Source organism: Nocardiopsis sp. NPDC101807 (assembly GCF_044766605.1).
In the GTDB taxonomy this organism is placed as follows: Bacteria; Actinomycetota; Actinomycetes; order Streptosporangiales; family Streptosporangiaceae; genus Nocardiopsis; species Nocardiopsis tropica.
Genome location: NZ_JBIWMK010000007.1, coordinates 301,704 through 324,347, shown reverse-complemented (window position 1 = coordinate 324,347; position 22,644 = coordinate 301,704). Strand labels below are relative to the sequence as shown.

Genomic DNA, 22,644 nt, shown 5'->3' with positions numbered 1-22,644 from the left:
GTCACGGTGGGGGTCGCCGGGGGGCGCGACACCCCCCTCGGCAAGAACGACTCCCCCCGCGGGGGGGTGTGCCCCCCCGGGGGGCCCGGCCCCCTCCCGGCCCGGCCGCGCCCCGGCGCGGCCGGGCTCCGGCCCCCCACTCGCAGAACGGAAGAAATGAAGCAGGCACTCTCCTCCCCCGCCGCGGGCGAACGCGGCGGGGGTCGTTCGCGCATTCCCTTCTTCGACCAGTCGGACACCTTTCGAAGACTGTGGCCGGAGATCGAGGAGAACTGTGTCCGCGTCATGGACGACGGTAAGTTCTCGCACGGCTCCATGGTGGCTGAATTCGAGCGTGAAATGGAGCGCTATACCGGTGCCCGGCACGTCGTCGGCGTCAATTCGGGGACCGACGCGCTCGTCATTCTCCTGCGCGCCGCGGGGCTGCGCCCCGGCGACGAGGTGATCGTCCCCGCCTACACGTTCGTCGCCACCGCCACCGCCGTCGTGCACGCCGGCGGCGTCCCCGTCTTCGCCGACATCGAGGCGCACGGGTACGGGCTCTCCCCCGACGCGGTCGCGGACGCCGTCACCCCGCGCACCCGCATGGTCATGCCGGTCCACCTCTTCGACCGGCTCGCCGACATGGAGGGCATCGGCCGGATCTCCCGCGCCCACGGGCTGACCGTGGTGGAGGACAGCGCGGAGGCCGTCGGCATGCGCCTCCACGGCAAGCACGCGGGACTGCTCGGCGCCGGCGGCGTCCTCTCCTTCTTCCCCGCCAAGACCCTGGGGGCCGTCGGCGACGCCGGGGCCCTGCTCACCGACGACGACGCCGTCGCCGAAACCGCGCGGATGCTGCGCCACCACGGCCGGTCCGGGCGGACCCTGGCCGCGTTCCCCGGCATCTCCAACCCGACGGTCGTCGTCGGCGGCAACAGCAAGATGGACGACCTCCAGGCCGCCGTCCTGCTGGCCAAGCTCACCCGCCTGGACGCCGACATCCGGCGCCGCGCCGAGCTGTCGCGCCGCTACGACGAGCGGTTGCGCGGCCTTCCCGGGGTACGGACCGTGCCCGGCGACGCCGCGGCCCGGCCCGGCGAGGAGCGCGCGGTGTACGTCCACCTCGTCGAGGTGGACGACCGGGACGGCCTCGTCGCCCACCTGGACGCCGCCGGCGTCGGCACCGAGGTCTACTACCCCCGCCCGCTGCACCTGCAGCCGTGCTTCGCCCACCTGGGCCACCGGCCGGGCGACCTGCCCCGCGCCGAGGAGGTGTGCCGGTCGGCCGTGGCGCTGCCGCTGTACGCCGACCTGTCCGAGGAGCGGGTCGACCGGGTCTGCGACGAGATCGAGCGCTTCCTCACCGGGGGGACCCGATGACCGCGGCCACCGGGCGGACCGTCCCGTTCTTCGCCCCCGACCTCTTCGACTCCGAGCGCGAGGCCCTCCTCGCGGCCCTGTACGAGGTCGGCACGGACCCCGAGCAGAAGTTCATCCTCGGGCGCCGCACCGCCCGGTTCGAGGACGCCCTGCGCGACTCCCTGGGCGCCGGCGACGTCGTGGCCTGCTCCAGCGGGACCTCGGCGCTGACCCTCGTCCTGGCCGCCATGGACATCGGACCCGGCGACGAGGTGGTCGTCCCGGCCTTCGGCTGCGCCCCCCTGGCGAGCACCGTCCTGTCGTGCGGCGCGACCCCGGTCTTCGCCGACGTCGACCCCGTGACCCTGACCATGGACCCCGCCTGCGCCGAACAGCTCCTAACCGCCAGGACCCGGGCCCTCATGCCCGCCCACATGTTCTCCGTCATGGCCGACATGCCCCGCCTGCGCGACCTGGCCTCCCGGGCGGGGGTGCGGCTCGTCGAGGACGCGGCCCTGGCCCAGGGCGGCACGCTCCGTGGCCGCCCCGCCGGCCTGTGGGGCGACGCCGGGGTGTACTCCTTCGTCCAGGTCAAGGTCTTCGGCATGCCCGGCGAGGGCGGCGTGGTCCTGTCCGCCGACGCCGGACTCGCCGACCGGGTGCGGATGCTGCGCAACCACGGCCAGGACGGCCGCCACCGGTTCCTGCACCACCGCATCGGCCACAACAGCCGGTTCGACGAGGTGATGGCCGCCTTCCAGCTGCACCGCCTGGCGGGGCTGGAGGAGCGCGTGGCCCGCCGGAACGCCATCTGCTCGTACTACTCCGAGCACCTGGCCGACCTGCGCGGGGACGGGGTCGTGGCGCCCCCCGCGGGAGGGGACGGACGCTTCCCCTACGTCTACACGCTCCTGTGCGAGGACCGCGACGGGCTGCGGGACCACCTGGCCGCCGAAGGGATCGACACCCACGTCTACTACCCCCGCGCCCTGCCCGAGCAGCCCGCCTTCGCCCCCCACGCCCGCCCCGGCGGGCAGTGGCCCCGGGCACGGGACGCGGCGCGCCGCAACATCTCCCTGCCCCTGTACCCGCACCTGACCGACGAACGCGTCGAGCACGTGGTCACCGCCGTGCGCGCGTTCGCCCACGGGAGGAACCGATGACCGACCGCACGACCGCGACCGCCGCGCCGCCCGCCCCGCCGCGGCCCACCCCCGCCGCCTACGCCAGGCTCGCCAAACTCGACATCGTCGACTACTACATCGGCCTGCCGCTGGTGTTCGCCATGACGCTGCCCCTGCTGGGGGCGCGCGCCGACACCGTCGGGTTCCTCCTGCTCGTCCTGGTGGCCGAGGTGGCGGTGGTGGCCGCCATGGTCTCCTTCGACGACGTGACCGGCTACCGCGACGGCTCGGACGCCGCCAACTACGGCTCCGACGCCGCGCGGCGCCGGCTCGCCCGCAAACCGCTGGTCCACGGGACCCTCACCGAACCCCAGGCGCTCCGCTTCGGGCGGGCGGCGACCGCCGCGAGCGTCGCCCTGTGGGCCCTGGTGATCGCCCTGGCCCCGCACCGGCCGCTGTGGGCCGTCGTCGGGGCGGCCCTGTGCCTGGTCGCGTCGGTCCAGTACTCCTGGGGGCTCAAGCTCAGCTACCGGGGCTTCCAGGAGGTCTTCCTCTGCGGCCTGGGGGTGGGCTGGGTCCTGGTCCCCTACGGCCTGCTCGTCGGGCACGTCGACGGCTTCGTGATCGTCCAGGCGCTGGTGTTCGGCGGCGGACCGATGATCTTCGGCCTGTACTCCAACACCAACGACGCCGCGGGCGACCGGGCCGCGGGCCGCATCACCGTCGCCGCGAGGGTGTCCCCGCGCGCCAACACCGCCTTCATCGTCGCGCTCACCGCGACGGAGACCCTGCTGGTCACCGGGTCCCACCTGCTCGGGATCGCCCCCTGGTGGTTCCCCGTCGCCCTGCTGCCCGTCATCGCCCTGCGGGTCTTCCAGCTCTACACCGGCTTCGTCCTCGGCGACATCCTGAGGGCGCGCCGCACGGCCATCCACACGCACCGGGCCACGGTCGTGCTCCTCATCGGGGCCAACCTGCTCGCCCCGTTCCTGCCGGGCGCCCTGTGAGCGCGCCGCTCGACGCGGCGGTGGTGGGCGCGGGGCCCGCCGGGCTCGCCACCGCGCACCTGCTGGCCGCCGCCGGACACACGGTGCGGGTCCTGGAGGCCGCCGACGCGGTGGGGGGCAGGACGCGCACACTGCGCTCCGACGGCTACCTCGTCGACACCGGCGCCGAGATGATCCCCTCGGCCGACGCCTACCCGGCCACCTGGCGGCTCGTGCGCGCCACCGGCCTGGACTCCGACCCGGAGGCGGTCCCCCTGGTGCGCGACGCCCTCGCGGTCTGGTGGAACGGGCGCGCCCGCCCCCACGCCGGACGGCCCCTGGGCCTGCTCACCGGGATGGGGCTGTCCGGGAGGGCCCGTCTCGACCTCGCGCGCCTGTTGCGGCGCCTGGACCGCGCCGGGCTGGACCCCGACCGCCCCGAGAGGGCCGCGCTGGAGGAGGAGACCGTCGCCGACCTCCTGCGGGGGTACCACCCGCAGGTGCGCGACCGCCTCCTGGGCCCGCTCGCCGCGGGGTTCTTCGGCTGGCCCCCGGAACGGGCCGCCGCCGCGCCCTTCGCCGCCCACCTGGCCGCCTCCGGCAGCACCGCCACCTGGCGCACCTACCGGGACGGGATGGACACGCTCCCCCGGGCGCTGGCGGCCGGGCTGGACGTGCGCACCGGCCACCCGGTGACCGGTGTCGCGCACGTCCCCGGCGGGGTGCGCCTGGACTCCCCGCGGGGGGCGGTGACCGCGCGCGCGGCCGTCCTGGCCGTGCCCGCCCCCGTCGCCCTGCGCCTCCACCCCGGAGCGCCCCCGGCCGAACGGGAGTACCTGGAGGCCTGCGGGTACGCGCCCATGCTCCGGGTGTCCCTGCTGCTGGACGCCCCGACGGCCCCGCGCGGGGCGCGCCGCGGTTTCGCCGTCCTGGTGCCCGACGACCCCGTGCTCGCCGTGGTCACCGCGGACCACGCCAAGCACCCCGGCCGGGCGCCCAGGGGACGCGGCCTGGTGTCCCTGGTCGCCTCCCCGGAGGCGGCACGCGACCTCGTCGACGCCCCCGACGACGAGGCGGGCGCGCGCCTCACCGCACGCGCCGAGCGCCTCATGCCCGGCGTGGGGGAGCGCGTGAGGAAAACGATCGTGCACCGTTTCCGGCACGGCCTGCCCCTGCCCGAACCGCGGGCGCTGGCCGCCCGCCCCGCCTTCGCCGGCCGGCCCCTGGCCCGCGTCGACTACGCCGGCGACTGGACCGCCCTGCGCCCGTGCAGCGAGGGTGCGGTGGCCTCGGCCTTCACGGCCGCCGAACGCACGTCGGCCCTGCTCACCACCTCCCGCGAAACGATCCCGACCGAGGCGCCATGACACTCCTGAGCAAACCCCTCCACCTGGGCACCCTCTTCGACGACCTGGCGGCGCGCGGCTCCACCACCGCCGTGCGGTTGAGCAGGCCCCTGGACATCGCCCCCGAGGCGGGCTCCGAACTCGACGTGCCGGCCGCCGCCGACCTGGTGCGCCGGGTCTCCGGCTGGTTCGCCGAGGCGGGGGTGCGGCCGGGCGACCGCGTCGCCATCGCCAAGCGCAACCACTGGGACTACGTGCTCCTGGCCTGTGCCGCCGCACGCCTGGGCGCCGTCCCCGCGTCGCTGTCGGCACACCTGGCCCCCGAGACCCTGGGACTCCTCCTCCGCAGGCTGGAACCGGCGCTCCTGGTCACCGACACCGCCCTGCTGGAGGCCGCCCGCGGGGCGGGGCACGACCCCTCCGCCCACGCCGCGCGCACCCTGGTGGTGGGGGGCCGTGCCGAGCGGGCCCTGTGCACGGACGACGTGCGGGGAGGCTCCGCGCCGCCGCCGCGCCGCCCGCACCTGGACGCGCCGCTCGCCGTCATGCACACCTCCGGGACCACCGGCGTCCCGAAACTGGCCGTGCACTCCACGCGCACCATCCTGCGCAGGCTGGCGGGCTTCGAGTCGCACCGGTGGCCGGTGCTGGGCAGCCGGCGCGACGACACGGTCGCCTCCTCGTTCTCCTACGCCCACGGCCGGGCCCTGGCCTGGACGGCCGGGGTGCTGTGGATGTTCCCGGCCGCGGTCTCGGTGATCACCTCGCCCGACTGGGACGAGGCCGGCCCCGCGCTGCGCCGCCACCGGCCCACCACCCTGGAGGCCCAGCCCTCCACCCTGGTGCGCTGGCAGCGGCACGTCGACGGGAAGGGGGACGAGTTCGGGCGCGTGCGGCTGTTCGTCAGCACCTTCGACGCCGTGCACCCCTCCACCGTCCGCACCTTCCTCAACGCCAGCCGCCGGCGTGCGCCGGTGTGGATGCAGGGGTGGGGCCAGAGCGAGACGGGTCCGCTGACCTTCCGGTTCCTCACCCGCCGGTCGCTGGCCCGCAGGCAGTGGGTCGACCCCACCACCCGCAACCTGGGACGGCCCGTCCCCGGGCGGACCCGGCTGCGCGCCGTCGACACGAGGACCCTGCGCCCCCTCCCGGCGGGCGAGCCCGGCCTGCTGTTCTGCCGCACCGACGCGCTGTGCCTCGGCTACGTCGGGGAGGAGGGGCGCTGGCGCTCCAAGCTCGTCGGCCAGTGGTGGAGCACCGGGGACATCGGTTCCGTCGACCGCACCGGCGCGGTCCGCCTGGTGGACCGTGAGGTGGACTCCCTGTCCGACGGCGGCTGCCTGGAGATCGAGGACGTCGTCGACGAACGGCTTCCCCAGGCGCTGGACTGCGTCGTGCTGGGGGTCGCCGACGGCCCGCCCGTGCCGGTCGTGGCCACGGAGGACGGCACCCTCGCCCCGGGGGTCTGGAAGGAGGCCGTCGTCGACCTGCCGACGATGGCCGAACCGGTCGTCCTCACCTGGGCGGGCCTGCCGCGCACCGGCACCGGCAAGGTCCGCCGGGGAGCGCTGCGGGAGAGCCTCGGCCTGGGCCCCGACTCCCCCGGAAAGGGCAGGTGGACGTGACCGCGACGACGATCGCCGCCCCTCCGCTGGCGGGGACCGCGGTCCTGGCCGCGGGAGACTCGGTGCCGGTGCGCGTCGCGGCGTCCCGCCTGCGTGCGCTGGGGTGCGAGGTCGAGCGGGGACCCGCCGCGGCGGACGCCCCCGCAGGCCGGATCGACCTGCTCACCGGTCCGGGGGGCGGCCGCGCCGGGTGCGACCTGGTGTGGTCGGCGTCCCCGGGGCGGCTGGCCGACGAGCGCGACGTCCAGGCCGCGTGCGGCCTGGCGCACCTGCACGGCCTCGCCAGGGGAGGCCCGCGCTTCCTGCCCGTCGACCACGCGTCGGTGTGCGCCGGTGTGCTCGCGGCGCAGGCGGTGGCGGCGGCGGTGCTCTGCGCGCTGCGCGGGGGGCCGGCGCTGCGGGCGTCGGTCTCCGTGGCCGGTGCGGCGCTCCTCGCGGTCGCCCCGTACGTCGCCGACGCCACCGCCGCGCGGGGGGCGCCGCCCGCCCCGGCGGAGGGCGAACCGCCGCCCTTCCGCTCCGCCGACGGCGTCCGGTTCGAGATCGAGACCCTCGACCCCGAGGCGTGGCTCCGGTTCTGGGAGGCCCTGGGCGCGCCCGCGCGGGCGGTCGCCACCGGATGGGCGCCCTTCCAGCGCAGGTTCGCCACCGCCGTGTGCCCGCTGCCCGCCGCGCTGTTCGCGACCCTGGCGGCGCTGCCGCTCGCCGCCGTCCGCGACACCGGCCGGGAGTGCGGGGTGGGGGTGGTCCCGCTGCGCCCCCTGTCCGAGGTCGCCGGAGAGGGCCCCGCGTCGCCGTGGCGGCTCCGCGGCGCCGACGGGGAGCCCGGTCCGGACCTGCCGCCGTGGCCGGCCTCCGGGACGGGGCCGCTGGCAGGGCTCCGGGTGGTCGAGGCCACCAACCGGGTCCAGGGGCCCCTGGCGGGCCTGCTGCTGACCCTCCTCGGCGCCGACACCGTGCGCGTCGAGCCGCCGGGCGGCGACCCCATGCGCGGTGTCCCGCCCCTGGCAGGGGACCTCTCCGCCCGCTTCGCCGCCCTCAACCGGGGCAAGGACGCGGTCCGTCTGGACCTCAAGACCCCCGGGGGCCGCCGCGCGGCCGCCGACCTGGCGGCCTCCGGCCACGTCCTGCTCTACAACTGGCCCCCGGGCCGGGCCGAGCGGTTCGGGCTGGGGGCGGACGACCTCTCCGCCCGCGCCCCGGGGCTGGTCCACGTACACGCCGACGGGTGGGCCGACGAGGAGCCCGGACCGGGGATCCCGGCCACCGACTTCCTGGTCCAGGCCGACGGCGGGATCGCGGACCTGGTGTCCGTCGGCGGAGCGCCCGCCGCCCCCTCCCTGGTCACCCTCACCGATGTGCTCGGCGGCCTCATCGCGGCCGAGGCGGCCCTGGCCGGCCTGCTGCTGCGCGCCCGCACCGGAACCGGTGCGGTGGCGCGGACGGGGCTGGTCGACGCCGCGCGCCTGCTCCGGCGGGCCGGGCGCGGCACCGCCCACCTGCCCCGCCCCGGTGCTCCCCGGGCCGCCGACCCGGCCGCGGCGGCCGACGCCTTCCCGGAGGCCTTCACGACGGTCGGCGGGGCCTCCCTCCCGCGCGCCCCGTGGACGTTCACCCCCCTGGACGGGGAGGTCCGGTGACGGCCTGGACCTCCGGGGCGGGGCTGGTCCTGGCGGACCTCGTCCCCGCGCGGGAGCGCGCCCGGTGGGTCGCGGAGGGCCTGTGCCCCGGCCGGGACCTGTACTCCCTGTTCCTCGACCGGGTGCGGGAGGACCCCGCGCGCGAGGCGGTCGTGGACGGCCGCGGAAGCCTGGACCGCGCCGGGCTGGCGGCCAGGGCCGGCCGGGCCGCCGCGGCCCTGGCCGCCCGGGGGTGCGGCGAGCGCGACGTCGTCGCGGTCCTGCTTCCCGACGGCAGGGACGCGATCGCGGTCGAACTCGCCGTCGCCGCCCTCGGGGCGGTCGCCCTGCCGGTCCCGTACGGGCGCTCCCGCACCGACGTCCTCTCCCTGCTGGCACGCTCCCGCGCCGCGCTCCTGGTCACCGACCCCGCCCGTGCGGACGACGCGCCGGACACGCCGGTCTGGTGCGCGGAAGCCGGGACGCTGGACCCCGGCGGCCCCCTCGCGGGGGCGCGCGCGCCCGGGCCGGCGCGCCCCGACGCCGAATCGCCCGCGCGCATCCTCGTCTCCTCGGGATCCGAGGGCGAGCCGACCATGGTCGCCTACTCGCACAACGCCATGGCCGGGGGCAGGGGCAACTACGCGCGGGCCGTGCTGGGGGCCGGACCCGTCCGAGCCCTCATCCCGGTACCGCTGGCCTCCTCCTTCGGCTCGCTGGGCATCGTGTCCCTGGTCCGGCTCGGGGCCACCCTCGTCGTGCCGGGGCGGTTCGACCCCGCGGCCGTGCTGCGCTCGGTCGAACGGGACCGCCCCACCCACCTGATCGGCGTGCCCACCATGCTCAGGCGCACCGCGCTGGTCGGGGAGGAGGCCGACACCGGGTCGCTGCGGGCGCTCGTGGCCAGCGGCGCCCCCCTGCACCGGGAGGTGCGCGACCTGTGCGAGCGCCGCTTCGGCCGACCGGTCGTGAACGTCTACGGCTCCACCGACGGGGTCAACTGCCACACCGCGCACGACCCCGGCGCGTGGGAGCCGGGCATGGCCGGACGCCCCGACCCCGCCGTCGCCGCGATCCGGGTGTGCGACCCCCTGGGGCGGCCGCTGCCGCCGGGGGAGGTCGGTGAGATCCGGGCACGGGGGCCGATGACGCCCCTGTGCCACGTCGCGGACCCCGGGCTCGACGCCGAGCGGCGCGACCCCGGCGGCTGGGTCCGCACCGGTGACGCGGGACGCCTGGACGGAGACGGGACGCTGTGGGTCGTGGACCGCCTGCGCCGCACGGTGATCCGGGGCGGCGTCACCCTCTTCCCCGCCGAGGTGGAGCGCGCCCTGGCCGCCCACCCCGCCCTGGGCGAGGTGCAGTGCGTCCCCGTGCCCGACCCCGACCTGGGCGAGCGCATGTGCGCCTGCGTCTGCCCCCTGCCGGGGGTGGACCCGCCCACGGGCGGCGAACTGCTCGCCCACCTGCGCGACGGGCACGGCGTGGACGTCCGCGCCCTGCCCGAGCACGTGCTGTTCCTCCCCGCGCTGCCGCTCGGCCCGACCGGGAAGGTGTGCACGTCCACCCTCGCCCGGATCGCGGCCGACGCGGTCCGCGACCGACCGACCGTACTTCCAGGAGGCCCACGATGACGGACACAGCCACCGCCGGACCCGGCTACGTCTTCGACAACCACAACGAGAACGCCGGTGACCAGCACCGGTTCCTGGCCGCCGCCTACGACCCGCTGACCACCGCGAGACTGGCGGAGACCGGGGTCGGGCCCGGGTGGCGCTGCCTGGAGGTGGGCGCGGGGGGAGGCGGCGTCGCCCGCTGGCTGGCGGGGCGCGTCGCGCCCGGCGGCGGGGTGGTCGCCACCGACATCAAACCCGACCACATCGCCCCGGCCGAGGGGCTGGAGGTGTGGAAGCACGACATCACCCGGGACCCCCTGCCGGAGGCGGCCTTCGACCTCGTCCACTCGCGGCTGGTGCTCCTGCACCTGCCCGAGCGGATCGAGGTCCTGCACCGCCTCGTGCGCGCGCTCAAGCCGGGCGGGGTGCTGCAGCTGGACGAGTTCGACATCACCTACGGGCCGTCGCTGCTCATGCCCGACGCCGGGGCCCGGGAGCTGTACGAGGAGTTCCTGGAGGCGAAGATCCGGCTGATGACCCGGGCCGGGGCCGACCCGGCCTGGGGAAGGAACGCCGCCGAGGCGATGCGCGGCGCCGGACTGGTCGGCGTCGACCCCCGGCCGCACGTGGAGCTGTGGGACGCCGGTTCCCCGGGGGTCCGCCTGATCCGCCACCACACCCTGCACCTGCGCGACGCGTTCGTGCGCGAGGGGATGACGGACGAGCGGCTGGCACGGGTGCGGAACCTGCTGGACGACCCGTCGTTCCGGGCCTGCTCCTGCGTGGTCTACTCCGTGCGGGGCCGCCGCCCCGCGTGACCCGTGCCGGGGCGGCGGCCGGCGGCGGCCGCCGCCCCGGGCCGGGCGTCGGCGGCCCCGGGGCGCCCGGCCGCGCCCGGGGGTCCCCGCCGATGGCGGCGACGGCGGCCGGGGGGAACGGTGCCCCCACGCGCCCCGGGGACCCCTGCGGGCGCGGCGGGGCGGACCCCCGCCCCGCCGCGCGACGGGGGCCCGCCGGACGCGCCTACCGGGGCCCCCTCCCCGGGCGGTGGGCGGCGATCGGGTTCTCCAGCGTGCCGACCAGCTGGAGGGCCCCGGCGGGGTCGTCCAGGTGCACCATCTGGCGGTTGTCGCGCAGCTGGAGCCGGTTGAGGCAGGAGAGCGCGAAACGGTCCGCGAACACGTCGTAGCGCTCGAAGCGCTCGGACAGGTGCGGGACCGACGCCTGGTAGTCGGCGACGCACTCCGCCACCGTCCGCCAGAAGTCCTCCTCCGCCAGGGCGCCCTCGTCGGCGAGGATGCCGTTGAGGAACCGCAGGAAGCAGTCGAAGACGTCGGTGAAGAGCGACAGCAGCCGCTTGTCCTCGGGGACCTCGGCGCGGATGCGCTCCACCGCCTCGGGCAGCTCCGCGTCCGCGTCCATCACCACGATCTCCTCGGCGATGTCCTTCATCAGCACCCGCTGGGGGACCCCGTCGCGCAGGACGAGGATCACGTTCTCGCCGTGGGGCATGAACACCAGGTCGTACCCGTAGAACGCGTGCAGCAGCGGGACCAGGTAGGCGTCCAGGTAGCGGCGCAGCCACACGGCCGGGGCCAGGCCCGACTCGGCGATGAGCGCACAGGCGAGGGAACCGCCGTCCGCGTCGGTGTGCAGCAGCGACGCCATCGTCGCGAGCCGCTCCCCCCGGCCGAGCCTCGGCACCGGGCTCTCGCGCCACAGCCCGGCGATCATCTTCAGGTACGGCGAGCCCTTGGCGGCGGCCCGCGCGTAGTGCGAGGTCCGGTAGCCCACCGCGGCGCGCTCCCGCAGCACCTCGACCCCGGTCGCGCGCAGCACCGGGTCCTTCCCGACCAGGTCGGCCAGCCAGTCGTTGATCGCCGGGGTGGCCTCCATGTACTCCGCCGACAGCCCGCGGAGGAACCCCATGTTCAGCACGGACAGGGCCGTCTTGACGTAGTGCCTCTCCGGCTCGGAGGCGTTGAAGAAGGTGCGGATGGACTGCTGGGCCAGGTACTCGTCCGGCCCGTGTCCCAGGCACACCAGGTCGCGGCGGGCCAGGTCGGCGGCGAAGGTCACCGAGAGCCGGTTCCACCACTGCCACGGGTGGACCGGCACCAGGTGGTAGTCGCCCGGGTCCAGGCCCAGGCCGGCCAGCTCGGCGTGGAAGGCGGCCAGGACGCGGTCGCCGAGCTCCGAGCGCAGGAAGGAGCCGGGGTCGGTGTCGGCGGAGTGGGAGAAGGTGGTGCGCGAGCGCCGCGCGGCCACCCACACCAGGCGCACCGGGGCCGCGGCCTCGGGGGCGTAGGCCAGGTACTCGTCGGACCCGAAGCCCAGGCGCCCGTTGTTGGCGACGAAGCACGGGTGGCCCTCGGTCATCCCCGCCTCGATCGCCTGGAAACCGGAGCGCGCCAGCTCTGCGGCGTCCGGCTGCGCGCCCGCCATGCGGAAGGCGCTGCTCGCCAGGGTGCTGGTGATCTCCTCCAGGTAGACCGGCAGGACCTCCTCCCGCAGCCCGAGGGTGTCGCGCAGGTCCAGCACGAGCTCCAGCGCGTCCAGCGGGTCCGCCGCCGGGGGGCCGTCGCCGCCGGGGGCGCGGCGGACGATGCTGTCGGCGTCGATTCGCCAGTGGTCCAGGGCCATGACGCGCGCCGTGAACCGGTACTCGGCCCCGCTGTCGCAGCGGACGGTGTACGCGCCGTCGGCGCCGTGTTCGGGGGTGAGCAGCCGTTCGTGGGAGAACTCGGCCAGGGCCTTGCGGACGAGCAGCCGGTTGGCCCGCTCCCACAGGTCCGGGGACAGGTGGGCGACGCCCTCGCGGGGATCGGTCGGGGTCCCGGCCGGCCGGGGCGCCGGTCGGCGCCGGGCGGCGCCCGCGGGGTCCGGTGCGCGAGTGCCCGGGGCGGGCTCCGCGGCGAGGGCCTCACGGGTGTGGCTGACGGTCATCGGTCGACTCCTCTCATGGGCGCGGCCGCCGCCGTGGCGGAGCGGAACCGCTCGCGGGTACAGGTGCTCAGGTAGGCGTCCTTGCCGCTCTCCCGGAGGGAGACGGTGGACTCGACCCGGAAGCCCACCGCCTCGTTGAGCGCGTGGACGGGACGGTTGCGCACGTCCGGCTCGACGACGACGCGCTCGGCCCCCGGGGCCGCGAAGGCCAGTTCCATGACCGTCGTGATGACGGCGCGGGTGAACCCGTGGACCGGGGTGTCGGCGGGCGCCACCAGGAAGTGCATGCCGATGTCGCCCGGCAGCACCTCGTAGTGGTCGGCCAGCTCGCTGTGCGCGGGCGAGTAGAGCTCCGCGAGGAAGACGGGGCGGCCCTCCCACGCGCCGATGTAGGCCTGTTCGTGGTCGGAGGCGTGCACGGCCCGGAACTGGCGGGCCACGTCCTCCTCGTCGGCCTCGGTCATCAGCCAGAAGCGGGCCCGGGGCTCGGTCAGCCACCCGTGCAGGAGCGGTACGTCGGCGTCCGGGTCCACGGGGCGGACACCGAACCGGCCCAGCCCGGGGTCGTCCCTGGTCAGCCCGGTCGGGAAACGGGCGGCAGGCGTGGGGCGGCTCACCGGTCGACCACCTCCGGCTCCGCGTCCGGTCCTGCGGGGACACGGACGCGGTCCCCGGGGTCCTGCGGCGCGGGCGCGCCGAACTCCTGGAAGGCGATCGAGCGCTCCACGGCGTAGGGCTCGCGGCCCAGCATCGCGCGGAGGATGTAGGAGTTGCGGTAGGCGCCCATCCCCAGGTCGGGGGAGACGAACCCGTGGGTGTGCAGCTCGGCGTTCTGCACGAACACCGCCCCGGGCGGGGCCTGCGCGCCCGGCCCCTCCGCGTCCTCCCCGGCGCCGGGTCCGTGGGCGTCCGCGTCCACCCGGTAGTCGCGGCGCACCCGGAAGCGCCCGGCCGCGTCCCAGGCCAGCCGGTCGGAGACCGGCGCCAGGAAGTCCGGCCGCCGGTACTGGTAGCCCGTGGCCAGGACCAGTCCCTGCGTGTCCAGGGTGAAGTCGCGTCCCTGGTCGGTGTTGCGCAGTTCCAGGCGGTAGCCGTCCCGCTCCGCCGTCCGGGCCGCCCCGGTGACCTCGGTGCCGGTCAGCAGGCGCACGGGGGGCGGGCCGAGCCTGCTCTTGACGTAGAGCAGGTCGTAGATCGCGTTGATCACCTCGGTGTCGATGCCCTTGTACAGGTTCTTCTGGGAGCTCACCAGGCGGTCCCGGGTGGCGGCCGGGAGGGAGTGGAAGTGGTCGGCGTACTCCGGGGAGGTCATCTCCAGGGTGAGCTTGGTGTACTCCAGCGGGAAGAAGCGCGGCGAGCGTGTGACCCAGTTGAGCCGGTAGCCGTGGCCGTCCACGCCCTGGAGCAGGTCGTGGAAGATCTCGGCCGCGCTCTGGCCGCTGCCGACCACCGTGATGCTCCGCTTGGACCGGAGGTCCTCCCTGGCGTACAGGTAGTCCGAGCTGTGCACGGCGTCCCCGTCCAGGCCCCGGCAGGACTCGGGCACGTAGGGCGGGGTCCCCGTGCCGAGCACCAGGCGGCGCGCGCGGTGCAGGCCGCGCGCCCCGGTCGCGGTGTCGGTGCTGTGCAGCAGGTAGAGGGACCGGTCCGGGTCGTACTCGACGGAGTCGACCCGTTGGCCGAAGCGGACCGCGTCGCCCAGCTTGCGGGACGCCCAGCGGCAGTAGTCGTTGTACTCCGCGCGGAGGGGGTAGAAGCGCTCGCGGATGTAGAACGGGTACAGCCGCCCGGACTCCTTCAGGTAGTTGAGGAAGGAGTACGGCGAGGTGGGGTCGGCCAGGGTGACCAGGTCCGACATGAACGGGGTCTGCAGTTCGGCGTCCTCCAGCAGCATGCCGCTGTGCCAGTCGAACTCCGGCTTCTGGTCGAGGAAGAGGCCGTCCAGCTCGGCGATGGGCGCGCTCAGGCAGGCCAGGCCCAGGTTGAAGGGGCCGAGGCCGACCGCGGCGAAGTCGTGGATCCGGTCGGCGGCGCCGGTGCCGTGGTCGTCTGTCAACGGGTCCTCCCGGAGGTGTGCGCGGGGTCGTGCGGGGCGCCGGCCGGCGCGCCGCCGGTCCCGGCGGCCGCGCCGTGCTCGGCGGCGTAGTGCTGGGCGTGTCCCGCGAGCAGGTCCAGGACCTCGGCGACGTCCTCCGGCGTGCTGCGGGGGTTGAGCAGGGTGAGCTTCAGGTACGGGCGGCCGTCGACCGTGGTGCGGGCGGCGACGGCGCGGCCCGAGGCCAGCAGGGCCTCCCGCGCGTACCGGTTGGCGCCGTCGGCGGTCTCCTCGTCGACCCCGGGCAGGACGCACCGGAACACCAGGGTGCTGAGCGTGGGCCGTGTGACCACGGTGAACCGGGGGTCGGCGTCGAGCAGCGACCACCCGGCGGCGGCCAGGTCCAGCACGCTGTCGAAGAGCGCGCCCACGCCCTCGGCGCCCATCGTGCGCAGGGTCAGCCAGAGCTTGAGCGCGTCGAAGCGGCGCGTGGTCTGGAGGCTCTTGTCCACCTGGTTGGGGGCCAGGACCGGGGTGCTGCCGTCGGAGCGGGAGTTGAGGTAGTCGGCGTGGTAGGTGACGTGGCGCAGGGACCTCCCCTCGCGCACCACCACGGCGCTGGAGCTGACCGGCTGGAAGAAGGACTTGTGGAAGTCCACGGTCACCGAGTCGGCGCGCTCGACGCCGCTCAGCAGGTGCCGGTGGCGCGAGACCAGCAGCCCGCAGCCGTAGGCCGCGTCGACGTGCAGCCACAGCCCGTGGCGGGAGCACAGGTCGGCGATCCGGGGGAGGGGGTCGATGCTGCCGAAGTCGGTGGTCCCGGCCGTGGCGACCACGGCGACGGGGATCAGGTCCTCCTGGAGGCAGCGGCGCAGTTCGGCCGCCAGGGCGTCCGGGCGCATGCGGCGCCGGTCGTCGCAGGCCACGGTGATCACCGACTCGTAGCCCAGGCCGAGGAGCGCGGCCGACTTGGCGATGCTGAAGTGCCCGACCTCGGACGTCAGCACCCGCATCCGCGGCAGGAGCTCGGAGAGGCGGCCCCCGTGGCGCTCGTGGGCCTCGTCGCGGGCCATGAGCAGGGCCTGGAGGTTGGACTGGCTGCCGCCGCTGGTGAAGATCCCGTCGGCGTCCTCGCCGAAGCCGATGCGCCCGGCGGTCCAGTCGATCAGCCGCTGCTCGATGAGGGTCCCGCCGGCGCTCTGGTCCCAGGTGTCGAGGGAGGAGTTCACGGCGGACAGGACGGTCTCGCCGAGCAGGGCGGGCAGGACCACGGGGCAGTTCAGGTGGCCCATGTAGCGGGGGTGGTGGAAGTAGACGGCGTCGTCGAGGTAGAGGTGCTCGAGCTCGTCCAGGGCGGCGGCCGGGTCGTCGAGCGGGCGGTCCAGGTCGACCTTGTCCATACCGGGGCGGAGGTCCTCGGCGGTGGCCCCCGTGAACGGCCGGTCCACCCGGGCGATCCGGGCGGCGACCCGGTCCACGGCGGAGCCGGCGAGGACCCGGTAGCGCTCGGCGCTGTGGGCGTCGAAGAGGTGCGCCCGGTGGTCGGTCCCCTGGCCGGGCGGGGTGTCGGGGGCGCCGTCGGCCCCGGCGTCCGTGGAGCCGCGTCTTCCGGTCGGCGGGTCCTGGACGGACCTCGCGAGGAAGTTCATGGGTCGTCCTCCTGAAGGCGGGCATGCCGAAGGCATCCGTTGGCCGGATGTGGGCATGAGGGGATGAGCTGCGTCGATGCGGTGCAGGGATGTGAAATCCAAGCAAGGGGAGCCTAACCTAACCAAAAGGGGCTCGCACTGTGACCATCCCTACATGCCGGGATGGTTTAACTACGGAGAGTTATCAATCGAAGTGGTGTTTAGGGTGCGTTCGTCAGCTTTTGTAGCGATCAGTTCGTTTCTCTGACGCGCGATGATCACAGGTGACGGGCAGCACCGGCCCCGGGGCGGCGGCCCCGGCACAGGATTCCGCGGGAAGCGCCGCCGGGGCGGATCCGGCCGCTGGGCGGGAAGGCCGCCCGGCTCCGGCCGGGGCCCGGGCACCGGGGAGGCGCTCCCGGGGAGAGGCCTCCCGTGCCCCCGGTCCCGGAGGGGGCCTCCACACCGCGGGGCCTCCGGCCGGCCGGGACCCGGGGAGGGGCCCGCGGCGTGCACGCCGGGTGACGGCCGGGCCCCGCCGGACCGGCGTTCGCCCGGTTCCCCCGTCGGCGGGGATCCGTCCCCGCGGGGAGGCGTCCGGGGCGCCGGGCGGTCCCTCGCGCGCGGGGAGGCCGGGGGCGTGTCCCCGCACGACCGGGGGAGGGCGCTCCCTCGCACGCGGGGCGGCCGGGGCGGGCGGGTTCTTCGGCCGCGCCGCCGGCCCGGGACCGGAGTCCGGCCCCGGCCGGCGCGGGGAGGCGCCCGCGGCGCTACCGCTCCGGCCCGACCCGCCGTTCGAGGTACATGACGGTGGTGTTCTCCGAGAAACCGCTCCCGCGCATGAGGGCGAGGGACGCCGTGTTGCCCGTCTCCACGTCGGTGAGGATCCGGGACGCCCCGAGGGCCTCCAGCCCCGCGCAGCACGCACGGACCAGTCGTCCGGCGATCCCGTGGCCCCGCAGGTCGGGGTCCACGGCGATCCACTCCATGTAGCCCCAGTCGTCGCGGTGCTCGAAGCCCATCGAACCGAGGACGAACCCGACGACCCGCGTGCCGCTCAGCGCCACCCGGCAGGAGGAGAGGGGGCTGTCCAGATGGCCCGCGGCCGCCGTGAGCGACCAGGAGGTGTACGGCAGGACGCCCGTCTCGTACACCCTGTGCCCCAGATCGAGGACCGCGGGGAGGTGCTCCACCGCCATGGGTCCGATGCTCACCCCGGATCCCCCGGGGTCCGGCGCCGGCGCGCCCTCCTGCCGCTCCACTGGCCTTCCACCCTCCGCTGTCGGGCACGGCGCGCGCCCCACGCGGTCGCGGGGCGCCCGGGGCTTCGCGGCCGGGGCGGGAGAGCCCCTCGCCGCGGGGACACCGCAGGTGGTCCCGCCCCCGCAGATTATGCCGGACGCCGGCGTCCCGACCGGGGACGCTCACCGTGCCGGGGCGCGGTGCCGCCCCGGCGAGGGGCGGGGGAGGCTCCGGAGCCTGCGGTCGAGGAGCGCGGCCGGCCCGCGCGGCGGCGCGTCACGCCGGTCGGGGCCCGTCGCCGGACGGGCCCCTGCGGATCAGCGGATGTTGATGTCGGTGCAGGCGTAGAAGGCGTTGCCGGTGTCGGCGATGTTCCAGCGGGCCAGGAGCTTGTGCCGCCCGTTGTACCCGGACAGGTCCACGTTGTGGGTCACCGTCGCTCCGGGGCGGGCCCCGTTGTCGTTGAACACGGCGATCCTCTGGTTCCCGATGAAGTACTCCCAGGTGCTGGTGGCGTGCGACACCGTCAGGGTCCAGGTGAAGGTCTGGGAGCGGCCCACGTCGGTGACCCGCCAGCCGCGGCTGTCGTCGTTGAGCTCGGAGAACCGTCCGACGCCGCCGTCGCAGCGCATCAGGCCCTTGGGGCCTTCGACGCTCTGCGGCTCCCAGCGGATGGAGCCGCACTGCACGGTGCCCGCGGCGCACTGGGCCTGGCGGCTCATGGGGTTGGAGACGTAGCCGTGGGCGGACGCGACGCCGGCGGGCATGAGGGTGAAGAAGAGGGCGGTGGCGGCCGCCACGGCGGTCGCGGCGCGGAGTCGGCGGGGGGACGAGCGGGGCTTCATGCGCGGGGCCTTTCCTCGATGACCAGGGATCGGAGGACCCGGGTCGGGGGGTGAGGCGAAGGTAGGCGGATCGTGACCCACGGTCAAGGGCCGAGGTGGTCGCGGCGCCGGGCCCTCCCCGTACCGGGCGGGGTACCACCCGGGGGCGGCGGGGACCCGGCCCGGTCGGTCGGCCCCCGGCGCGCTCGCGGTGAACAGCGAGGGGGTCGGCCCCCGGCGGCGCTGGTCCGGTCAGGGCGGGAGTGGACCACTCCCACCACGACCACCGGACCACGGCGGGGGCTACATTCTCCTTACCCGGGGAGCAGGGGCCGCAGGCGGGGGCGTCGCGGCGCTCTCGGACCGGGGGCGCGGGCGGCTCCCCGCCACGGCGCCGGCGTTCGGCGGGCGCTGCCCCGGACACGGCGGAAACGGCCCCGTCCGGCCGCCGCGCGCAGCGGTCCCGGGCGCGGCCCCGAGGCCGCGCGAGGGAGCCCCGCGGTCGTCGGGCGGAGCCGTGCTCAGGCCCGGCGCGCGGGCCGGGGCACGATGTGGCCCCTGCGGTGGGCCACGCGCAGCAGGTACACCGTGACCGCGCCGCAGAGCAGCACCGCGAAGACACTGCCCTCGGGGCCGAACGCGCCCCCGCCGATCGCGGTGGGCCCGCTCGTCTCCCCGGCGAACAGCCCGGCGAACGCGTCCTCGCTGCCGGAGACGGCGGTGCCGAAGACCCCGGCCTGCGCCGTGTTCCAGCCGAGGTGCAGACCGATCGGCAGCCACAGGGAGCGCGTGGCTGCGTAGGCGGCGCCGAGCATGAGGCCGGCCTCCAGGGCGATGGCCAGCGCGCCCCACAGGGTCGCGTTCGGGTTCACCAGGTGCAGCCCGCCGAAGAGCACGGAGCTGACGGCGAGCGCGCCCCAGGTCCCGGCGGCCTCCTCCACGACGCGGAAGAGCACCCCGCGGAACAGCAGCTCCTCCGCGACCGCGACCGCGCACATCAGTCCGCACACGGCGAGGAACGCCTCGAACGACCCCCAGCCGGTGATCCGGTAGCCCCCGAGGACGGCGATGACCGCGATGGTCGCGGTGAACACGCCGAGCCCGGCCGCCGTCCCCCACCCGAGGCCGCGGGCCGCCCCCTCGCGGGAGAGCTCCAGCGGCTCCCTCCCCTCGATCCGGCGGATCGCGAGCCGGTAGGCCCACAGGCCCAGGGCCGCCGCCGCGACGCCGACGGGCAGGGCCCACACCGATGTGCCCACCGCGCCCGTCACGCCCGGGAGGAGCGCGGCCAGGGCGCCGAACAGGAGCAGGAGGAGCGCCAGACGCGGGGCCATCCGTCGGAGCCTGCGGGGGGCGGACGCGGGTGCGGCGTCGTGGGACATGTCGGGACCACTTCCTGGAACGCGGGGCGCGGGGGGCGCTCCGACCGGTTCCCAGGCTAGGGAGGGGGCGCCGCCGGCCACATCGCCCGCGCGAGCGCGCTTGGGTAGCTCGGAAGGGGGACCCGGCCCTCAGCCCTGCCGCACCAGCCCCGAGCGGTAGGCGTACACGACGGCCTGGACCCGGTCGCGCACCCCGAGTTTGGCGAGGATCCGCGACACGTGGGTCTTGACGGTCTCGTGCGCGATCGTCATCCGCCCGGCGATCTCCCCGTTGGACAGCCCCTCCGCCATGAGGAGCAGCACCTCGTGCTCGCGCCCGGTCAGCGGCTCGGGGCGCACCGCGGGAGGGGCGGGGGCGGCGGGGCGGATCCGCAGGGCGTACTCGCCGATGAGCCGCCGGGTCACCGCCGGCGCGAGCAGGGCCTCTCCGCGGGCGACCGTGCGCACGCCCGCGATCAGCTCGTGCACCGGGGCGTCCTTCAGCAGGAACCCGCTCGCGCCCGCGCGCAGCGCCTCGTAGACGTATTCGTCCAGGTTGAAGGTGGTCACCACCAGGACCCGCACGGGGTGGGGGTTCGGCGGCTCCGCCAGCCGGGCGGTCACCTCGATGCCGCTCAGACGGGGCATGTGGATGTCCACCACCGCGACGTCGGGCCGCAGGTCGCGGATGAGGCGCACCGCCTCGGCGCCGTCGCCTGCCTGCCCCACCACGGCCATGTCCGGCTGGGCGTCGAGCACCGCGGAGTACCCGGCGCGCACCGTTTCGTCGTCCTCGCAGACCACGACGCGGAGGGGAGAACCGTTCACGTCCGCCCCCTGGGGACGCTGGCGTGCACCGTGAAGCCCCCGTCGTCGGAGGGACCCGCACGCAGCTCCCCGCCGACGGCCCCGACCCTCTCCCGCAGGCCCGTCAGGCCGCGACCGCCGCCGGGACGGGGCGGGGGCGGGCCGGCCCCCTCGGCCGGGGGCGCGCCGCCCCCGGTGGTGATCCGGGCGCCGACCGCCCCGTCCCCGTGGTCGATGCGGACGACGACGTGCCTGCCGGGCGCATGCTTGAGCGCGTTCGTGACGGACTCCTGGACGACGCGGTACAGGGCTTCCTCCGCCTGGGGCCGCATCGGCCGGGGCTCGCCGTCCTCGACCAGGTCCACGCTCTGCCCCGCCCTGCGGGAGCGCTCGACGAGGCCGGCGAGTCCGGAGAGCGACGGGCCGGCCGGCTCCTCGCGCGCGTCCAGGACGCCGAGCAGCTGCCGGAGGTCGTCCAGGGCGCGCCGCCCCGTCTCCCCGATGCCGGTCAGGGTGGCGCCCACCCGGTCGGACCCTCCGAGCAGGTAGCCCGCCGTGTCGGCCTGGACCACCATCGAGGTGACGTGGTGGGTGACGACGTCGTGCAGGTCGCGGGCGATGCGGGCCCGTTCGGCGGCGGCGGCGTCCGCCTCCGCGCGGCGGCGGCGCTCCTCGGCCTCCAGGGCCCGGGCGCGCACCCACCCGCCCAGGGCGCAGCACGCGGCCAGGACGAGTCCGAAGGCGAGGTAGTCGGCCACGGTGGCGCGCGAGCCCGCGAGGTACAGGGAGTGGCAGACGAGCGCGTAAGCGGCGACCGCCCCCGCGGCCACCGGCGCGGGGCGGCGCGGCGGGCGCGTGCCGACGGTGTACAAGGCCACGATCAGCGCGAGGGAGGCGAAGGCGGTGGGGTAGCGCAGCAGTTGGAAGGCGGTGAACGCGGCGGCGACCACGGCCAGGCAGGTGACGGGGAACCGGCGCCGGAGGACGAGGGGCGCGGTCTGGGCGGCGACGAGGGCCAGACCCAGGGCGTCCAGGGGCCGGTCGTCCGGCAGCTCCGCCAGGTCGACCCCCTGGTGGGCGATCCCGGGGACGAAGGACAGGGCCACGAGGGCCGCGGGGAGCAGGGCGTCGGCGGCTCCCACCCTGAGCACGGGGCGGAGCACGCGCTCCCTCCACGCCGTTGTCTCGAACACCCGAGCAGACTATCCCGCGCCGTGGCGGGGTCGGACGGAACGCGTCGCACGGTGGCGGAGGACCGGCGCCGGGCGGTCCCGCGGCGGCGCGTACCCGGGCCCCGGGCACGTGGCCCCGGAGACGGAGGGGCGTGCACCGGGCGTGCTCGGGAACCGAAGGAATGCTTGGGGCACTCCGACATCGCGACCACGGTCCGGTACCTGCACACCCTGTCCGAGGCGGACGAGACCGCGCTGTCCGCGCTGGCCTCCATCCGGAGACGTTCGACGCGGGGACCGTAGAGGGCTATGCGTTCGCAGAAGCGGCCCAGCACGTGTGCGTGGTGGGCCGCTTCGTTCTCCCCGAGGGTTCGGAGAGGTCTCACGTGCTTGTTCCGCGTTGTTCGGCGAAGTCGTAGACGTCGCCTGCCCGGTAGTAGCGCCATCCGTTGGTGGGGTCGGGGAACCAGTCCACGACGCCGTCCAGGCGTCCGGTGCGTGCCCAGCTCCGCAGGGTAGAGGTTGCTACGCCCAGGATCTCGGCAGCGTCCACGGGGTCCATGTACAGGTCCGGATGGGTGGGGTAGTCCTTCACCATGGCCTCCTCTCGTCGCGCTTGGCGCGGCTGCGGCGCGGCAGAGGCGGGCGTTTCGGCGCTGACTTCGATGCGGGCGGCTTCGGGATCGACCCGGTGCCCGCACGGGTGTGGATGAGGGTGCCCACGACCGCGCCCGCGAGGACACGGGGGTGGGTCTTGTAGGTGCCCTTGCCGTCCAACCAGCGGTAGAGGCCGTGGTCGGTGATGGTGACCTGTGCGTGGCCGAGGTAGGGGCCGCAGGTGAGGGTGGGGATGGGGTCCATGGTGAACCAGTGAGGTTTGTCGCTGATCTGGGAGCACAGTCCGCGTGCGGTGAGTTCGTCCTGGAGTTGCTGTAGCTGTTCGATCACATCCATGGATTCAGAGTCGGGGCG

The 22,644-nt window shown here is 75.8% G+C and carries 19 protein-coding genes; 8 read left to right on the top strand and 11 right to left on the bottom strand.

What is annotated here, in order from left to right; translation table 11 throughout:
• Positions 1 to 156 precede the first annotated feature (156 nt).
• From ACIRPH_RS22780 to ACIRPH_RS22745, 8 genes are read left to right on the top strand one after another with little or no spacing between them, the layout of a single operon-like run.
• Complete coding sequence (locus ACIRPH_RS22780; protein WP_402917409.1) at positions 157 to 1,362, top strand: DegT/DnrJ/EryC1/StrS family aminotransferase; 1,206 nt, start codon at positions 157 to 159, stop codon at positions 1,360 to 1,362.
• On the top strand, positions 1,359 to 2,504 hold the full coding sequence (locus ACIRPH_RS22775; RefSeq protein WP_402917406.1) for a DegT/DnrJ/EryC1/StrS family aminotransferase: 1,146 nt from the start codon (positions 1,359 to 1,361) through the stop codon (positions 2,502 to 2,504). The genes ACIRPH_RS22780 and ACIRPH_RS22775 overlap by 4 nt, the downstream gene beginning before the upstream one ends.
• The gene (locus ACIRPH_RS22770) at positions 2,501 to 3,472 is read left to right on the top strand and encodes a UbiA family prenyltransferase (protein ID WP_402917403.1); all 972 of its coding nucleotides are present in this window, start codon (positions 2,501 to 2,503) and stop codon (positions 3,470 to 3,472) included. Before ACIRPH_RS22775 ends, ACIRPH_RS22770 begins: the two co-directional genes overlap by 4 nt.
• Complete coding sequence (locus ACIRPH_RS22765; RefSeq protein WP_402917400.1) at positions 3,469 to 4,818, top strand: protoporphyrinogen/coproporphyrinogen oxidase; 1,350 nt, start codon at positions 3,469 to 3,471, stop codon at positions 4,816 to 4,818. Before ACIRPH_RS22770 ends, ACIRPH_RS22765 begins: the two co-directional genes overlap by 4 nt.
• A complete protein-coding gene (locus ACIRPH_RS22760; protein WP_402917397.1) occupies positions 4,815 to 6,422 on the top strand; it encodes a class I adenylate-forming enzyme family protein in 1,608 nt (535 codons plus the stop codon). Before ACIRPH_RS22765 ends, ACIRPH_RS22760 begins: the two co-directional genes overlap by 4 nt.
• The gene (locus ACIRPH_RS22755) at positions 6,419 to 8,062 is read left to right on the top strand and encodes a CoA transferase (RefSeq protein ID WP_402917394.1); all 1,644 of its coding nucleotides are present in this window, start codon (positions 6,419 to 6,421) and stop codon (positions 8,060 to 8,062) included. The genes ACIRPH_RS22760 and ACIRPH_RS22755 overlap by 4 nt, the downstream gene beginning before the upstream one ends.
• Entirely contained in the window at positions 8,059 to 9,675 is a 1,617-nt protein-coding gene (locus ACIRPH_RS22750) for a class I adenylate-forming enzyme family protein (protein ID WP_402917391.1), read from the top strand. Before ACIRPH_RS22755 ends, ACIRPH_RS22750 begins: the two co-directional genes overlap by 4 nt.
• Entirely contained in the window at positions 9,672 to 10,475 is an 804-nt protein-coding gene (locus ACIRPH_RS22745; protein ID WP_402917388.1) for a class I SAM-dependent methyltransferase, read from the top strand. Before ACIRPH_RS22750 ends, ACIRPH_RS22745 begins: the two co-directional genes overlap by 4 nt.
• 205 nt (positions 10,476 to 10,680) lie before the next feature.
• On the opposite strand, the gene ACIRPH_RS22740 is transcribed toward ACIRPH_RS22745, so the two are convergent.
• The 11 genes from ACIRPH_RS22740 to ACIRPH_RS22690 form a co-directional block, all read right to left on the bottom strand.
• On the bottom strand, positions 10,681 to 12,603 hold the full coding sequence (locus ACIRPH_RS22740; RefSeq protein ID WP_402917385.1) for an IucA/IucC family protein: 1,923 nt from the start codon (positions 12,601 to 12,603) through the stop codon (positions 10,681 to 10,683).
• Positions 12,600 to 13,220, bottom strand: coding sequence for a GNAT family N-acetyltransferase (locus ACIRPH_RS22735; protein WP_402917382.1), 621 nt, complete (start codon positions 13,218 to 13,220; stop codon positions 12,600 to 12,602). The genes ACIRPH_RS22740 and ACIRPH_RS22735 overlap by 4 nt, the downstream gene beginning before the upstream one ends.
• Entirely contained in the window at positions 13,217 to 14,659 is a 1,443-nt protein-coding gene (locus ACIRPH_RS22730) for a lysine N(6)-hydroxylase/L-ornithine N(5)-oxygenase family protein (RefSeq protein WP_402917379.1), read from the bottom strand. The genes ACIRPH_RS22735 and ACIRPH_RS22730 overlap by 4 nt, the downstream gene beginning before the upstream one ends.
• Complete coding sequence (locus ACIRPH_RS22725) at positions 14,656 to 16,287, bottom strand: pyridoxal phosphate-dependent decarboxylase family protein (protein WP_402917376.1); 1,632 nt, start codon at positions 16,285 to 16,287, stop codon at positions 14,656 to 14,658. The genes ACIRPH_RS22730 and ACIRPH_RS22725 overlap by 4 nt, the downstream gene beginning before the upstream one ends.
• 749 nt (positions 16,288 to 17,036) lie before the next feature.
• On the bottom strand, positions 17,037 to 17,480 hold the full coding sequence (locus tag ACIRPH_RS22720) for a GNAT family N-acetyltransferase (protein WP_402917374.1): 444 nt from the start codon (positions 17,478 to 17,480) through the stop codon (positions 17,037 to 17,039).
• A gap of 345 nt (positions 17,481 to 17,825) precedes the next feature.
• Positions 17,826 to 18,353, bottom strand: coding sequence for a lytic polysaccharide monooxygenase auxiliary activity family 9 protein (locus tag ACIRPH_RS22715; RefSeq protein WP_402917371.1), 528 nt, complete (start codon positions 18,351 to 18,353; stop codon positions 17,826 to 17,828).
• A 500-nt stretch (positions 18,354 to 18,853) separates the two neighbouring features.
• The gene (locus tag ACIRPH_RS22710; RefSeq protein ID WP_402917368.1) at positions 18,854 to 19,666 is read right to left on the bottom strand and encodes a lysostaphin resistance A-like protein; all 813 of its coding nucleotides are present in this window, start codon (positions 19,664 to 19,666) and stop codon (positions 18,854 to 18,856) included.
• Between the two features lie 177 nt (positions 19,667 to 19,843).
• Positions 19,844 to 20,521, bottom strand: coding sequence for a response regulator (locus ACIRPH_RS22705; RefSeq protein WP_402917365.1), 678 nt, complete (start codon positions 20,519 to 20,521; stop codon positions 19,844 to 19,846).
• Positions 20,518 to 21,693 carry a sensor histidine kinase gene (locus ACIRPH_RS22700; protein ID WP_402917362.1) on the bottom strand — a complete coding sequence of 392 codons (1,176 nt, stop codon included), beginning with the start codon at positions 21,691 to 21,693 and terminating at the stop codon, positions 20,518 to 20,520. Before ACIRPH_RS22700 ends, ACIRPH_RS22705 begins: the two co-directional genes overlap by 4 nt.
• A gap of 361 nt (positions 21,694 to 22,054) precedes the next feature.
• Positions 22,055 to 22,270 carry a MerR family transcriptional regulator gene (locus tag ACIRPH_RS22695; protein ID WP_402917359.1) on the bottom strand — a complete coding sequence of 72 codons (216 nt, stop codon included), beginning with the start codon at positions 22,268 to 22,270 and terminating at the stop codon, positions 22,055 to 22,057.
• Positions 22,264 to 22,626: a hypothetical protein gene (locus tag ACIRPH_RS22690; protein WP_402917356.1), complete on the bottom strand. Its 363-nt coding sequence runs from the start codon at positions 22,624 to 22,626 to the stop codon at positions 22,264 to 22,266. The genes ACIRPH_RS22695 and ACIRPH_RS22690 overlap by 7 nt, the downstream gene beginning before the upstream one ends.
• Positions 22,627 to 22,644: the final 18 nt, after the last annotated feature.